General features: G+C 66.8%; 15 protein-coding genes. 12 read left to right on the top strand and 3 right to left on the bottom strand.

Features of this window, described 5'->3' with window-relative positions; all coding sequences use genetic code 11:
• Positions 1-8: 8 nt before the first annotated feature.
• Together AC06FB_RS11150 and bioA are read right to left on the bottom strand one after the other, a co-directional pair.
• Positions 9-746 (bottom strand): 16S rRNA (uracil(1498)-N(3))-methyltransferase, encoded by a 738-nt coding sequence (locus AC06FB_RS11150; RefSeq protein WP_478053699.1) that lies wholly within the window; start codon positions 744-746, stop codon positions 9-11.
• Positions 737-2,128, bottom strand: a complete 1,392-nt coding sequence (gene bioA, locus AC06FB_RS11145) for an adenosylmethionine--8-amino-7-oxononanoate transaminase (RefSeq protein WP_279942216.1) — start codon at positions 2,126-2,128, stop codon at positions 737-739. Before bioA ends, AC06FB_RS11150 begins: the two co-directional genes overlap by 10 nt.
• A gap of 77 nt (positions 2,129-2,205) precedes the next feature.
• Between bioA and nudE the strand changes: the two genes are divergently transcribed.
• From nudE to AC06FB_RS11095, 10 genes are all read left to right on the top strand, one after another.
• The gene (gene nudE / locus AC06FB_RS11140) at positions 2,206-2,769 is read left to right on the top strand and encodes an ADP compounds hydrolase NudE (RefSeq protein WP_053520252.1); all 564 of its coding nucleotides are present in this window, start codon (positions 2,206-2,208) and stop codon (positions 2,767-2,769) included.
• Positions 2,766-3,569 carry a 3'(2'),5'-bisphosphate nucleotidase CysQ gene (gene cysQ, locus AC06FB_RS11135; RefSeq protein ID WP_053520253.1) on the top strand — a complete coding sequence of 268 codons (804 nt, stop codon included), beginning with the start codon at positions 2,766-2,768 and terminating at the stop codon, positions 3,567-3,569. Before nudE ends, cysQ begins: the two co-directional genes overlap by 4 nt.
• Before the next feature lie 12 nt (positions 3,570-3,581).
• Entirely contained in the window at positions 3,582-4,421 is an 840-nt protein-coding gene (gene mazG, locus AC06FB_RS11130; protein WP_053520254.1) for a nucleoside triphosphate pyrophosphohydrolase, read from the top strand.
• Positions 4,418-4,744: a YnfA family protein gene (locus tag AC06FB_RS11125; protein WP_065182615.1), complete on the top strand. Its 327-nt coding sequence runs from the start codon at positions 4,418-4,420 to the stop codon at positions 4,742-4,744. The genes mazG and AC06FB_RS11125 overlap by 4 nt, the downstream gene beginning before the upstream one ends.
• Before the next feature lie 67 nt (positions 4,745-4,811).
• On the top strand, positions 4,812-5,114 hold the full coding sequence (locus tag AC06FB_RS11120) for an Mpo1-like protein (protein WP_197601056.1): 303 nt from the start codon (positions 4,812-4,814) through the stop codon (positions 5,112-5,114).
• Between the two features lie 66 nt (positions 5,115-5,180).
• Complete coding sequence (locus tag AC06FB_RS11115; RefSeq protein WP_053520257.1) at positions 5,181-6,140, top strand: SPFH domain-containing protein; 960 nt, start codon at positions 5,181-5,183, stop codon at positions 6,138-6,140.
• Between the two features lies 1 nt (position 6,141).
• Positions 6,142-6,576: an NfeD family protein gene (locus AC06FB_RS11110; protein ID WP_053520258.1), complete on the top strand. Its 435-nt coding sequence runs from the start codon at positions 6,142-6,144 to the stop codon at positions 6,574-6,576.
• A gap of 102 nt (positions 6,577-6,678) precedes the next feature.
• On the top strand, positions 6,679-7,791 hold the full coding sequence (gene gcvT, locus AC06FB_RS11105; protein WP_053520259.1) for a glycine cleavage system aminomethyltransferase GcvT: 1,113 nt from the start codon (positions 6,679-6,681) through the stop codon (positions 7,789-7,791).
• A 93-nt stretch (positions 7,792-7,884) separates the two neighbouring features.
• The gene (gene gcvH, locus AC06FB_RS11100; protein ID WP_053520260.1) at positions 7,885-8,280 is read left to right on the top strand and encodes a glycine cleavage system protein GcvH; all 396 of its coding nucleotides are present in this window, start codon (positions 7,885-7,887) and stop codon (positions 8,278-8,280) included.
• Positions 8,281-9,054: 774 nt separating this feature from the next.
• Complete coding sequence (locus AC06FB_RS11095) at positions 9,055-9,555, top strand: histone (RefSeq protein ID WP_065174792.1); 501 nt, start codon at positions 9,055-9,057, stop codon at positions 9,553-9,555.
• A 140-nt stretch (positions 9,556-9,695) separates the two neighbouring features.
• On the opposite strand, the gene AC06FB_RS11090 is transcribed toward AC06FB_RS11095, so the two are convergent.
• A complete protein-coding gene (locus AC06FB_RS11090) occupies positions 9,696-11,096 on the bottom strand; it encodes a serine hydrolase domain-containing protein (protein ID WP_279942212.1) in 1,401 nt (466 codons plus the stop codon).
• A gap of 284 nt (positions 11,097-11,380) precedes the next feature.
• Between AC06FB_RS11090 and AC06FB_RS11085 the strand changes: the two genes are divergently transcribed.
• Complete coding sequence (locus AC06FB_RS11085; RefSeq protein ID WP_053520263.1) at positions 11,381-12,709, top strand: NTP/NDP exchange transporter; 1,329 nt, start codon at positions 11,381-11,383, stop codon at positions 12,707-12,709.
• Between the two features lie 29 nt (positions 12,710-12,738).
• On the top strand, positions 12,739-13,089 hold the full coding sequence (locus tag AC06FB_RS11080; protein ID WP_111186717.1) for a DUF1304 domain-containing protein: 351 nt from the start codon (positions 12,739-12,741) through the stop codon (positions 13,087-13,089).
• Positions 13,090-13,209: the final 120 nt, after the last annotated feature.

Here is a 13,209-nt window from a genome sequence, read left to right as displayed (position 1 = left end):
CGGTGGACCTAACCGAGATCACCCAGCCGCGCCTGCAACGCGGCGATCGCGGCCAGCCCGGCGGTTTCCGTGCGCAGGATGCGCGGGCCCAGCTGCAGGCCCTGGAAGCCGGCGGCGGCCAGCTGCTCGCGGTCGCGTGGCGACCAGCCGCCCTCCGGACCAATCGCGATCACGATGCCGCCCGCGGGCGCCGCTGCCAATGTCGACAGCCGGTGCGAACCCATCGGGTCCAGGGTCAACCGCAGCGTATCGGCGGGCAGCGCAGCGGTCGCCTGCGCCAGCGACAGCGGGGCACCCACCTGTGGAATGCGCGCGCGCCCGGACTGGCCACAGGCCGACTGCACGACGTTGTTCCAGTGCGCCACGCGCTTTTCCGCGCGGGCCGCGTCCAGCTTCACCTCGGTACGTTCCGCGTTCACCGGCAGTATGCTGCTGACGCCGAGTTCGGTGGCCTTCTGCAGGATCAGGTCCATCTTTTCGCCGCGCGCGATGCCCTGCATCAGGGTGATGGCCAGCGGCGATTCGATGTCGATGGCCTGCACGCTGTCGATGCGTGCCTGCACTTCGCGCTTGCCGACCACGGTCAGCGTCGCAGCGTAGTCATGGCCATCGCCGTTGAACAGGACGCAGCCATCGCCTTCGCGCAGGCGCATCACCCGCACCAGGTGGTTGGCGGTCTCCTCGGGCAGGGTCACGGTCTGGCCGCTGTGCAGCGGCAGGTCGATGGGACAGCGGGTCACGCGCATGCAATCGCCTCGTCGATGGCGGCCAGCGTGGTATGCGCCAGCAGATCCAGTTGTTCGTCGTCCACGCAGTACGGTGGCATCCAGTACAGCACATCGCCCAGCGGGCGAAGGACCACGCCGCGCTTCAGTGCTGCCTTGTACGCGTGCAGGCCGAGCCGCAGTCCAGGGTCGAAGGGCGTGCGCCTGTCGCCGCCGCGCGACAGTTCGAATGCCACCACCATGCCGGCCTGGCGCACATCGGCCACATGCGGGTGGTCGGCAAACGGTGCCGCGAGGGTGCCCATCACCGATGCGGTGCCGCGGTTGCGCGCGATCACATCGTCGCTGCCGAAGATGTCCAGCGTCGCCAGCGCCGCAGCGCACGCCAGCGGATTGCCGGTATAGCTGTGCGAGTGCAGGAACGCACGCTCGCGGGAGTCGTCGAGAAAGGCGTCGTACAGGGCCTGCGTGGCCAGGACCGCGGCCAGCGGCAGGAACCCGCCGGTCAGGCCCTTGGACAGGCACATCATGTCCGGCATCACCCCGGCCTGTTCGCAGGCGAACATCGTGCCGGTGCGACCGAAGCCGGTGGCGATCTCGTCGGCGATCATGAACGCACCGTGCGCGTCGCACAGCTCACGCACGCGCTGCAGATACACCGGATCATGCATGCGCATGCCACCGGCGCACTGCAGGCGGGGTTCCAGGATCACCGCGCATACTTCACCGGGGTGCTGGTCGAACAGCGTCGCCAGGCCATCGGCGGCCTGGCGCGCACGCTCGGCGGCGCTCTGCCCTGGCTCGGCCAGGTAGGCGTCGGGCGAGGGGGCGAACAGCCCTTCGGCCAGCAACGGCGCGTACACCCGCCGGTACAGTGGGATGTCGCCCAGCGCCAGCGCACCCAGCGTTTCACCGTGGTAGCCGTTTTCCAGCGCGATGAAACGCGTACGCCGGGTCTCGCCGCGGTTATGGAAGTAATGGAAGGCCATTTTCAGTGCCACTTCCACCCCGGCCGAGCCGTTGTCGGCGTAGAACACCTTGGCCAGCGGATCGCGCCCGGCCTGCCGCGGGGCCAGTGCCAGCAGGCGTTCGGCCAGGGTGATCGCCGGCTCATGGCTGAAGCCGGCCAGCATCACCTGTTCCAGCTGGCCGGCCTGGGCCGCGATGGCGCCGCCGATGCGGGGCTCGGCGTGGCCGAACAGATTCGTCCACCAGCTGCTGACGGCATCCAGATAGCGGTTGCCGTCATGGTCGATCAGCCACGCACCCTCGCCGCGCGCGATCGGCACCAGCGGCAGGGTGTCGGGATGCTCGCGCATCTGTGTGCACGGATGCCACAGCACCTGCAGGTCGCGTTGCCGCCAGTGCAGGGCCAGCGGGGAGGGGGTTGGGTCTGCTAGCATTTCGGGCTCATGAACATGTTGCTGCCTGCACATTCTATCGGCCCCGGCGCCCGCGTCGGCCGCCGCGGAGATTCCGCATGAACGATGACCGTGCCAGCCGTCGCCTGCCGATCATCCATCGGATCACCGATGAAGAGAACGGTCCCTTCCAGCGCCAGCATCTGGATCTGGAATTCTCCAATGGTGAACGCCGCCGCTTCGAGCGCCTGGTCAGTCGTGGCCACGGTGCGGTGGTGGTGGTGCCCATGCTCGACGACGAGACGGTGCTGCTGGTGCGTGAATACGCGGCCGGGGTACATCGGTACGAGCTTGGCCTGGTCAAGGGCCGGATCGATGCCGGCGAGACCCCCGAGCAGGCCGCCGATCGCGAACTGAAGGAAGAGGCCGGCTATGGCGCGCATCGGGTCGATGTGCTGCGCGCCATGACGCTGGCGCCGACGTACATGAGCCACCAGTCGTGGCTGGTGGTGGCGCGCGACCTGTATCCGGAAAAGCTGATCGGTGACGAGCCCGAGGAGCTGGAGGTGGTGCCCTGGAAGCTGTCCGAGCTGGACCGGTTGATGCTGCGCGAGGACTTTTCCGAGGGCCGCTCGCTGGCGGCGTTGTTCATCGCCCGCCAGTGGCTGCAGGGAGCCCGATGATCAAGCTGACCACGGATCTGCGCGAGACCGCGATCGCCATCGCGCAGGAAGCCGGCCAGGCCATCATGCAGGTCTACGCCGAAGGATTCGACGTGCGGATCAAGGACGACAACAGTCCGGTGACCGCCGCTGACCTGGCCGCCAACCAGGTCATCGAGCAGGGTCTGCGGCAACTGACCCCGGATCTGCCCATCCTGTCTGAAGAGTCGGCCCAGGTGCCCTGGGAACTGCGCCGCCATTGGGGCGCCTACTGGCTGGTCGATCCGCTTGACGGTACCCGCGAGTTCGTCAAGCGCAACGGCGAATTCAGCGTCAACATCGCCCTGATCTACCAGGGTGCCCCGGCGTTTGGCGTCGTGCTGGCGCCGGTCACCGGCATTCTGTGGCACGCCATGCGCGGCGAACTGGCGTACCGCCGGCAGGGACTGCACGACACCGTGCTGCGCACGCGCAGCCCGGCGACCGCTCCGCTGCGGGTGGCGGCAAGCCGCTCCCACCGCTCGCCGGAAACCGAAGCGCTGCTGGCGCGCATGGGCCGCATCGAGACCATCGCCCAGGGCTCGTCGCTGAAGTTCTGCCGCATTGCCGAGGCGGGCCTGGATGTGTACCCGCGGCTCGGCCCGACCTCCGAATGGGATACCGCCGCCGGCCAGTGCGTGCTGCACGCGGCGGGCGGCGCGGTCCTCTCGGCGGCGACCGGCAAGCCCTTCCGCTACAACCGCCGCGAGACGCTGTTGAACGGCGATTTCATCGCCCTTGGCGATACCAGCCTGCCGTGGCGCGACTGGTTGTCCGACTGACCTGGAGGCCGCATGAGCGCGCATGACACCCCCACCGCCGGCAGTGCCGCCAGCACGGAACTGGAACGCCTGCTGGCGATCATGGCCCGCCTGCGTGATCCGCAGGGCGGCTGCCCGTGGGACCTGGAGCAGGACTTTGCGACCATTGCCCCGTACACCATCGAGGAAGCCTACGAAGTCGCCGACGCGATCGATCGCGGTGACCTCGATGATCTCTGCGACGAGCTCGGCGACCTGCTGCTGCAGGTGGTATTCCATGCTCGCATGGCCGAAGAGCAGGGGGCGTTCGCTTTCGCAGAGGTTGCCCGCGCGATCAGCGACAAGATGCAGCGCCGCCATCCGCATGTCTTCGCCGATGTCAGCGTCGATGATGCCGATGGGGTCATGCGCAACTGGGATGCGATCAAGCGCGCGGAGCGGGCAGCCAAGGGCGAACAGGACCATTCCGCCCTGGCTGGAATCTCGCGGGGCCTGCCGGAGTGGCAACGCGCGGTGAAGCTGCAGTCGCGCGCGGCCAAGGTGGGCTTCGACTGGCCGGGCCCGCTGCCGGTCCTGGACAAGGCCGCCGAGGAACTGCAGGAACTGCGCGAGGAGTTCGAGCGCGGCGACATCGCCGGCAACAAGGCGCGGCTGCAGGAGGAACTGGGCGACCTGTTGTTCGTCTGCGCCAATCTGGCCCGCCACGCCGACATCGACCTGGGCGCCGCGCTGCGCGGTGCCAACCACAAGTTCGAGCGTCGCTTCCGGGCGATGGAGGCACAGGCCGAGGCACAGGGCACATCCCTCGCCTCGCTGGACCTGGACGCGCAGGAAGCGCTCTGGCAGCACGCCAAGGCCGCCGAGAAGGAATGAAGACACTCGGCCTGTTCCTGCTGACCGCGCTGGCCGAGATCGTCGGCTGCTACCTGCCGTGGCTGTGGCTGCGCAAAGGAGGCAGCGTCTGGCTGCTGCTGCCGGCGGCGGCCAGTCTGGCCCTGTTCGCCTGGCTGCTGACCCTGCATCCGACCGCCAGTGGCCGCGTCTATGCCGCTTACGGTGGCGTGTACATCGGCACCGCGCTGTTCTGGCTGTGGCTGGTCGATGGCGTCCGGCCCAGCCGCTGGGATCTGCTGGGTGCTGCACTGTGCCTGGCGGGCATGGCGGTGATCATGTTCGGGCCGCGCCAGCCGGGCTGACCGCGGCAGTGCGAGGCCCGCCGGAAAGGGGCATGATGGGGCGGATCGTGGCGTTGGGAGTGCGCACATGTCCCGTTTCTCCAGCTTCCGTGAGTTCTATCCGTTCTATCTCAGCGAGCACCGCCATCCCGTGTCGCGGCGACTGCACTTCATCGGCAGCTGCGGCGTACTGCTGCTGGTCGCTGCGGCGATCCTGCGCGGCCAGCCGCTGCTGCTGTTGACGGCGTTGGCCTGTGGGTACGGGTTCGCGTGGGTGGGGCACTTCTTCTTCGAGAAGAACCGCCCGGCCACGTTCCGCCACCCGCTGTACTCGTTCCTGGGCGACTGGGTGATGTTTATCGACATCCTGCGCGGGCGGGTGCGGTGGTGAGAACGTGTGCACGCCGCATTCACACGCTATGCTCGGGGTTGGACGTCTACCGATAAGGAAAGCCTGATGTTCCCGACCATGTTCTTTACCGTGGTACTGGCCTTCGTGGCCGTGGTCATCCTGTTCAAGGCCGTGCGCATGGTGCCGCAGGGATATGAATGGACTGTCGAGCGGTTCGGCCGCTACACCCACACCATGACCCCCGGCCTGCACTTCCTGATCCCCATCGTGTACGGCGTGGGGCGCAAGGTGAACATGATGGAGCAGGTGCTGGATGTACCCAGCCAGGAAGTGATCACCAAGGACAACGCCGCCGTGCGCGTCGACGGGGTGGTGTTCTTCCAGGTGCTGGACGCCGCCAAGGCCGCCTATGAGGTGGCCAACCTGGAAGTGGCCATGATCGCTCTGGTCCAGACCAACATCCGTACCGTGATCGGCTCGATGGACCTGGACGAATCGCTGAGCCAGCGCGAGGTGATCAATGCCCAGCTGCTCAGCGTGGTCGACCATGCCACCAACCCGTGGGGCGTGAAGGTGAACCGCATCGAGATCCGCGACATCCAGCCGCCCCGCGATCTGCTCGACGCGATGGCGCGGCAGATGAAGGCCGAGCGCGAGAAGCGTGCGCAGATCCTGGAGGCGGAAGGCTCGCGGCAGTCGGAGATCCTGCGCGCCGATGGCGAGAAGCAGGCCACGGTGCTGGAGGCGGAAGGACGGCGCGAGGCAGCGTTCCGCGATGCGGAGGCACGCGAGCGCCTGGCGGAAGCCGAAGCGATGGCGACCAAGGTGGTGTCGGCGGCGATCGCCGAGGGCGATGTGCAGGCGATCAACTACTTCGTCGCCCAGAAGTACGTGGAAGCGTTCAAGGAACTGGCCAGCTCGCCGAACCAGAAGCTGGTGCTGATGCCGATGGAGGCCAGTGGGGTGATCGGCTCCATCGCCGGCGTGGCCGAGCTGGCCAAGCAGGCGCTGGCGAGCCAGGACAACAAGGCGGCCGGCAAGCGACCGCCGCCGATCGGAGGCTGACATGCGCTGGGACGTCGTCGCCTGGGGGGCGCTGGCCCTGCTCCTGTTCGCTGCGGAGGCTCTGCTGCCCGGCGCGTTCATGCTGTGGATCGGCATCGGCGCTGCAGCGGTGTTCGTGCTGGTGGCGATCTTTGCCGGCATCCCGCTGCTGTGGCAGGTGGTCGCCTTCGTCGTGCTGAGCGTGCTTTCGATCCAGTGCTACCGGCGCTGGGGCAGGTCGCGGGCACGCGCCAGCGACAAGCCGTTGCTGAACCGCCGCGCCGAGCAGCTGATCGGTCGGGTGGTGCCATTGCAGCAGGGCATCACGGACGGGCAGGGTCGGGTCAGCATCGACGATGCGTACTGGCAGGTCAGCGGTCCGGAACTGCCGGCCGGGGCACGGGTGCGGGTGGTCGCGGTGCAGGGCAGCACGCTGGTGGTTGAAGCGGCCAGCTGAGCCTGCGGGCGGTGCGTGCGGGAACCGCTGCGGTGCGGCACGCCCGTGGGCGATCGATCTGGGATAATGGGGGTTCTTGTTTCCTCTGCTGCCGGAACGGTCATGACCCAGAAGACGCTGCTCAACGATACCCACCGCGCCCTCGGCGCCAAGATGGTCGATTTCGGGGGTTGGGACATGCCCATCCACTACGGCTCGCAGCTGGATGAGCACCATCTGGTGCGTCGCGAGGCCGGCGTGTTCGACGTCAGCCACATGACCGTGGTGGACCTGCGCGGCGAGCAGGTCAAGCCGTTCCTGCGCCGCCTGCTGGCCAATTCCATCGACAAGCTGAAGGTGCCGGGCAAGGCGCTGTACTCGTGCATGCTCAATGCCGAGGGCGGCGTCATCGATGACCTCATCGTCTATTACCTGGGCGAGGACTTCTTCCGCATGGTGGTCAACGCCTCCACCCGCGAGAAGGATCTGGCCTGGCTGCGTACGCAGGCCGCTCCGTTCAACGTGTCCGTTGAACAGCGTCCTGACCTGGCCATCCTCGCCGTACAGGGGCCGCAGGCGCGCGAGCTCGTCATTGGTCTGGTCGGCGCCGCCGACCGCGAGGCGCTGGGCAAGCTCGGCCGCTTCGCCGCGCTGCAGGTGCGGTCCGATGAGGGCGTCGAACTGTTCGTTGCCCGTACCGGTTACACCGGTGAGGACGGTTTCGAGATCCTGCTGCCGCAGGAGGCCGTGGTCGGGTTCTGGAACCGCCTGCTGTCTGCAGGCGTGAAGCCGGCGGGCCTCGGTGCCCGCGACACCCTGCGCCTGGAGGCCGGCATGAATCTGTACGGCCAGGACATGGACGAAGCCATCAGCCCGTACGAAGCCGCACTGGCCTGGACGGTGTCGCTGGACGAAGGCCGTGACTTCATCGGTCGCGACGTGCTGGAAGCGCAGAAGGCCGCCGGCAATGCGCGGCAGATGATCGGCCTGGTGATGGACGAGAAGGGTGTCCTGCGCCACGGCCAGGTAGTCACCACGGCCGGCGGCCAGGGCGAAATCCTGTCCGGCACCTTCTCGCCGACGCTGGCCAAGGGCATCGCCTTTGCCCGAGTGCCGGCAGGTGACCTCGGCCAGGTCACGGTCGATATCCGTGGCCGGCAGGTGCCGGTGCGCGTGGTCAAGTTCCCCTTCGTGCGCGAAGGCCAGGCCCAGCCCGGCGTGCTCGCCGACGCCTGATCCGAACGTGCCGGACGTCACTGACAGCAGTGGCGGCCGGTTGGTTACACTAGCCCCGTTTTTTCCACCCCCTGCAAATCCTGGAGCAGTCCCATGAGCGAGATCCCCGGCGACCTCAAGTTCCTCAAGTCCCACGAGTGGGCCCGTGTCGAAGGCAATGGCCGCGTTACCGTCGGTATTTCCGACCACGCCCAGGGCCTGCTGGGTGACCTGGTCTACGTCGAACTGCCGGAGGTCGGCGCCGACGCCAAGGCCGGCGAGCAGATCGCTGTCGTCGAGTCGGTGAAGGCGGCCTCGGACGTCTACAGCCCGATCAGCGGCAAGGTCGTCGAGGTCAACTCGGCGCTGTCCGACAAGCCGGAAACCATCAACGAAGATGCCTACGGCGAGGGCTGGATGTTCGTGGTCGAACTGTCCAACGCCGAAGAGATCAACGAGCTGCTGGACCCGGACGCTTACGCCGAAGTCCTGGAGAACGACGACCACTGAGTCGTTGTTTCCTGGTTTGAAAACGGCCACCTTCGGGTGGCCGTTTTCGTTCCGGCGAACGCGCCGGACTCATGACGCCCGGTTCGCTGCACACCCACGACGCGGCATCAGGCGCTTCGGAAGGGTGTCTTCGGACGCGCGCAGTTTTGCGCAAATCCGCGTTTCCACCCCGCGCCGGCGCGTTCGAATGTGAAAACTTTTCCTGCCTCGTTGCGGCCCCGTTGTGGTGGCGCGGCAGGCCGCTGCGATACGTAGCCCGGGTGCGTGCGCGAGGTGGCGCAGGAATGGCACGCATCTACGCAGAGTGCTTATTTCAAGTGTTTTTTCTTGAGCGCGCGCGCACGCAGTGGCGCGCGTGGCGGTCGTGTTGTGCACGCCAGCGGTGTCTGCGGAAGCGAAACGAGGACGCTGGAGACGGTGTCCGGGACGGCGCCAATGTGAAAATTTTTCGCGGGGGTTGTTGACAGTAAAAAAAAGCGTGATTAGGTTTCGCCTCAGCAGACCTTGCCTGCCCAACCGAGTGCGCAGAATCAATCGTCCGATGCGAAGCAGCCCCTCGAAAGCCACCGCGATCCCCAAGACGGTGGACATGGCCCCGCTTCCCCCGGAGAAATGCAAGGCAACTCCCGTTCCGATGCCTGCTCCGCCGATCGAGGCAGGCATTGCCGCATCCGTAACGGCGCGCCTGACGCGCCGGCGGTCCCCGCACGCAGCATCCGCGGGTTTGATCCACCTGGGCGTTTCAACTCCCTATCACTGACGAGGAGCCATCCCATGGCAACCAAGAAAGCTGCGAAGAAAAAGCCCGCCGCCAAGAAGGCGGTGAAGAAGGTCGCTAAGAAGGCCGCTGCCAAGAAGGCAGTGAAGAAGGTCGCAAAGAAGGCGACCGCCAAGAAGGCGGTGAAGAAGGCTGCGAAGAAGGTCGCCAAGAAGACCACTGCGAAGAAGGCAGTGAAGAAGGCGGCAAAGAAGGTAGCCAAGAAGCCGGCGAAGAAGACCGCGAAGAAGGCAGTGAAGAAGGTCGCCAAGAAGGCAGCGAAGAAGACTGCAAAGAAGGCCGCCAAGAAGACCACTGCCCGCAAGCCGGCCAAGAAGGTCGCCAAGAAGGCGACCAAGAAGGCCGTAAAGAAGGTTGCGAAGAAGGCGGCCAAGAAGGCGACCAAGAAGGCTGCCCCGAAGAAGGCAGCGAAGAAGGTCGCCAAGCGCAAGCCGGCCGCCCGCAAGAAGAAGGCCGCTCCGGTCGCTCTGCCGGCAACTCCGGCGCCGCTGATCTAAGTACTTCCCGATAGCCGTACCCTGAAACCCCTTCCTCGGCTGCCCAGCGAGGAGGGGGTTTTTTTATCCCCTGCCTGCAGCCCGCAAGAAAAAAGGGCGACCGATGGGCCGCCCTTCCGGTGATGCCAGGGAGTGCCGGTTCAGCGCGGCGAGGCGACCGCGCGGTTGCTGGATGCACCCTTGCCCTTGCGCTTGTCCTGCTGCGCCGGGCTTGCGCCCTCGGCCATCAGGTTGTCGCTGCCGAAGTCGGTATCCACGTCCAGCCAACGTTGCGAGGGAAGGCCAAGCGCGGAGTCGAGCACGGTCGGCAGCAGGCCGCTGGGCAGGCCGCTTTCGCCGTTCCACATGATCGCGATGCCGAGATCACGCTCCGGGACCAGAGCGACAAGGCCACGGTAGCCCTGCACGGCGCCGGCGTGGAACACCACGTCATGACCGGCGTAATCGAAGGTGCGCCAGCCGAGCGCGTAGCCGGCCGAATGCAGACGCTCGCGGCGCCAGCCCGACCGCATTTCGCCCGGCGTGTTGATCAGGCTCGAATGCAGGGTGGCCAGCAGCGGTGCCGGCAGCACGTCGGGGCGATGACCGGTGTGGGCCAGCAGCCACTGTGCCATGTCGCTGGCACTGGCGTTGACGCCGGCCGCCGGCGCGACCCGGTAGTAGGTCGGTTTCGGCGTCAGTGACACCCAGCCATTACGGCTGCGCACATGCGGACGTGCCCACCGCGAACTGGCCTGGATGCCGGCCAGGCCGAGGCTGGCATCGTTCATGCCCAGCGGCTTGAAGATGCGGCGCTCGACCGCCTGCTCGTAGAAGCTGCCGGAGGCGGCGTAGACGACGTCGCCGATCAGGCTGAAGGCCACGTTCTGGTAGGCGTAGCAGTCGCCTGGCAGGCACTTGAGGCTGGTGTTGGCCAGCTTCTGGGTCAGTGCGTAGTACTCGGCGTTGCCTTCGATGTCACGGTCGTAGGCGTTGTAGGGCAGGCCGACGCGGTGGCTGAGCACGTCGGCGACGGTCAGACGCTCGGTGGCTTCCGGCGAGTTGAGGCGGAAGCCGGGCACATAGTCGGTGACCTTGCTGTCCCAGCGCAGCGTGCCGTCATTGACCAGCAGGCCGGCCATGGTGCCGGCGAAGGCCTTGGACAGCGAGGCCAGCCGGAACACGGTATGGGCATCGACCGGCAGCGGATTGTTGACGTCGGTGACGCCGTAACCGCGCGCACTCAGCACGCGTCCACCCTGCACGATCGCCACCGCCATGCCCGGCACGCGCTCGCCATAGGTGAGCTGCTGCGCCATCGATTCGATGTTGGCAACGTTGAAGCCGGGGGCGGGCGCCTGCACCTGCGGCGTCAGCCCGGTACGGTAAGCGGCCGGCTGGGTATGAGCGACGGCCGGCGCGGCCGCGGTCTCGATGTTGGCCGGCATCGGCGGCAAGGCCGGCGGGGTCTGCGCGGTGGTGGACAAGGCAACGGGCATCAGCATGCCCAGCAAACCGGTGGCCGCCGAACGGATCGGACGACGCAGGCTGTTCTTTTTCATCGGTTGGACCCGTGCGCGACTGCTGATGGCGATTCTAGCGCCGCTTTTCGCCTGTGCACAAACAAAGCGAAGATGAATGCGCATCTCGTTGAAAAAGTTGGAATTTTGACGCTGCCGGATTGTGTATCCGAACGTGTCGGCGGTCGCCCGTGCGAGTCCCCTGCGGTGCCACCGGCGTGCCGCGCTGGCGATGTTGCAGTGCATTGGCTAACGTACGCGCTTTGCCGCCCCCCGGAGCCTGCCATGCCGCTGTCCAACCGCTGCCTGCTGGCGTGGGGCGCCGCATGAGTTCGGTGCAGGACGGGAGGCCGTTGCGCGGGCTGCTGGCAGCGCTGCGCGAGTCCCCGGCTCTGTGGTGGTCGTTCCTCTACTTCTTCTGCCTGCTGAGCGGCTACTACGTGCTGCGACCGGTACGCGAGGCGATGGCGGCCTCGGCCGACCTGGAGACGGTGTTCCCGCCGGTGCTGATCGCCTGGTTCGCCAGCCACGGCATCGCACTGAAGGATTTCGTCCTGCAGTTCCTGTTTTCCTGCGTGTTCGTGATCATGCTGGTGCTGCAGCCGGTCTATGGCTGGCTGGTCAGCCGCTTTCCGCGGCGGGTATTCCTGCCGGCCGTGTATGGCTTCTTCATCGCGACCCTGCTGGGCTTCTACGCACTGTTCGATAGCGGCGTGCCGGGGCGGGGCATGGCCTTCTTCTTCTGGGTCATGGTGTTCAACCTGTTCGCCGTCGCCGTGTTCTGGAGCTTCATGGCGGATGTGTTCTCCAACGTGCAGGCCCGTGCGTACTACGGCTACATCGGCGCGGCCGGCACGCTCGGCGCGTTCCTCGGCCCGATCATCACCAGTGCGCTGGTGCAGCGGGTGGGTATCGCCAACCTGATGCTGGTCTCGGCCGGCTTCCTGATCGTGTGCCTGCTGTGCATCTGGCGCCTGCGGCACTGGGCGGTGCTGCGTGAACGCGAGCAGCAACTGGTCTCCGGCGAGCAGCCGATGGGCGGCAGCGTGCTCGATGGCCTGAAGCTGATCGCGCGCGAGCCCCTGCTGCGCTGGCTGGCCATCATGGTGGTGTTCGGCGTCGGCGTGGGAACGCTGCTGTACAACCAGCAGGCCAGCATCGTGCGAGCGTCGTTCACCGACCCTGCGGCGAGCACCGCATTTTTCTCGCGCATCGATCTGGCGGTGAACGCGCTGGCCCTGCTGATGCAGCTGGGCCTGACCCGCTGGCTGCTGTCGCGCCACGGCATCGCTCCGGCGCTGTTGATTCCCGGCTTCGCGATCCTGATCGGCTTCTCGGTGCTGGCGGCGTCGCCGATGCCGCTGATGGTGGCGGTGGTGCAGGTGATGACCCGGGCCAGCGAGTTCGCCCTGGCCAAGCCGGCACGCGAGACGATCTATACCCGTGTCGACCGGCAATGGCGCTACAAGGCCGGTGCGGCCATCGACACGGTGGTCTATCGTGGTGCCGACCTGAGCTTCACCTGGGTGCACAAGGGACTGGCATTGTTCGGTTCGCACGTGGTGTTCATCGGAGGCGTTGCGGTGGCCGCGTTCATGACGCTGGCCGCGTTCGGCGTGCTGCGCGAAGAGAAGAAGCTGCCCCGCGACCGCTGAGGTCGCCCCCCATTTGAGGAGAACCCACGATGTCATGGATCGCGTTGCTGCTGACGCTGCTGGTTGCCGCGCTGCATGTGTACTTCCTGGTGCTGGAGATGTTCCTGTGGACGCGGCCACTGGGGCTGAAGACGTTCCGCAATACGCCAGAGAAGGCGCAGACCACACAGGTGCTGGCGGCCAACCAGGGGCTGTACAACGGCTTCCTGGCGGCCGGCATCGTGGCGGGGCTGGTGATGGCACAGCCGGTGCTGGTGACGTTCTCGCTGGCCTGCGTGGTCGTGGCGGGGTGCTATGGCGCGTACAGCGTGAGCCGCCGGATCTTCATGATCCAGGCGCTGCCGGCGATCCTGGCGCTGGTGCTGCGCGCGCTGGTGTGAGTTCCGGCCAACGGCGCAGCCCCTCGTGGGTTGGCCGCGTAGAGCGTGTCATGGGTTTGGCCAGGCAGGTTGGGTTCGCGGGGGACGCCGCAAGTACGTCCCTGTAGGCTTGGCCGCGGC

The sequence above is a fragment of the Stenotrophomonas sp. Steno-C15 genome (assembly GCF_056393265.1).
This window is presented reverse-complemented; position numbering and strand designations above follow the sequence as displayed.

Excerpts from the sequence above, each read along its gene's own strand:
- AC06FB_RS11150 (WP_478053699.1), bottom strand. The coding sequence starts at position 746 with ATGCGCGTGACCCGCTGTCCCATCGACCTGCCGCTGCACAGCGGCCAG.
- bioA (WP_279942216.1), bottom strand. The coding sequence starts at position 2,128 with ATGCTAGCAGACCCAACCCCCTCCCCGCTGGCCCTGCACTGGCGGCAA.
- nudE (WP_053520252.1), top strand. The coding sequence starts at position 2,206 with ATGAACGATGACCGTGCCAGCCGTCGCCTGCCGATCATCCATCGGATC.
- cysQ (WP_053520253.1), top strand. The coding sequence starts at position 2,766 with ATGATCAAGCTGACCACGGATCTGCGCGAGACCGCGATCGCCATCGCG.
- mazG (WP_053520254.1), top strand. The coding sequence starts at position 3,582 with ATGAGCGCGCATGACACCCCCACCGCCGGCAGTGCCGCCAGCACGGAA.
- AC06FB_RS11125 (WP_065182615.1), top strand. The coding sequence starts at position 4,418 with ATGAAGACACTCGGCCTGTTCCTGCTGACCGCGCTGGCCGAGATCGTC.
- AC06FB_RS11120 (WP_197601056.1), top strand. The coding sequence starts at position 4,812 with ATGTCCCGTTTCTCCAGCTTCCGTGAGTTCTATCCGTTCTATCTCAGC.
- AC06FB_RS11115 (WP_053520257.1), top strand. The coding sequence starts at position 5,181 with ATGTTCCCGACCATGTTCTTTACCGTGGTACTGGCCTTCGTGGCCGTG.
- AC06FB_RS11110 (WP_053520258.1), top strand. The coding sequence starts at position 6,142 with ATGCGCTGGGACGTCGTCGCCTGGGGGGCGCTGGCCCTGCTCCTGTTC.
- gcvT (WP_053520259.1), top strand. The coding sequence starts at position 6,679 with ATGACCCAGAAGACGCTGCTCAACGATACCCACCGCGCCCTCGGCGCC.
- gcvH (WP_053520260.1), top strand. The coding sequence starts at position 7,885 with ATGAGCGAGATCCCCGGCGACCTCAAGTTCCTCAAGTCCCACGAGTGG.
- AC06FB_RS11095 (WP_065174792.1), top strand. The coding sequence starts at position 9,055 with ATGGCAACCAAGAAAGCTGCGAAGAAAAAGCCCGCCGCCAAGAAGGCG.
- AC06FB_RS11090 (WP_279942212.1), bottom strand. The coding sequence starts at position 11,096 with ATGAAAAAGAACAGCCTGCGTCGTCCGATCCGTTCGGCGGCCACCGGT.
- AC06FB_RS11085 (WP_053520263.1), top strand. The coding sequence starts at position 11,381 with ATGAGTTCGGTGCAGGACGGGAGGCCGTTGCGCGGGCTGCTGGCAGCG.
- AC06FB_RS11080 (WP_111186717.1), top strand. The coding sequence starts at position 12,739 with ATGTCATGGATCGCGTTGCTGCTGACGCTGCTGGTTGCCGCGCTGCAT.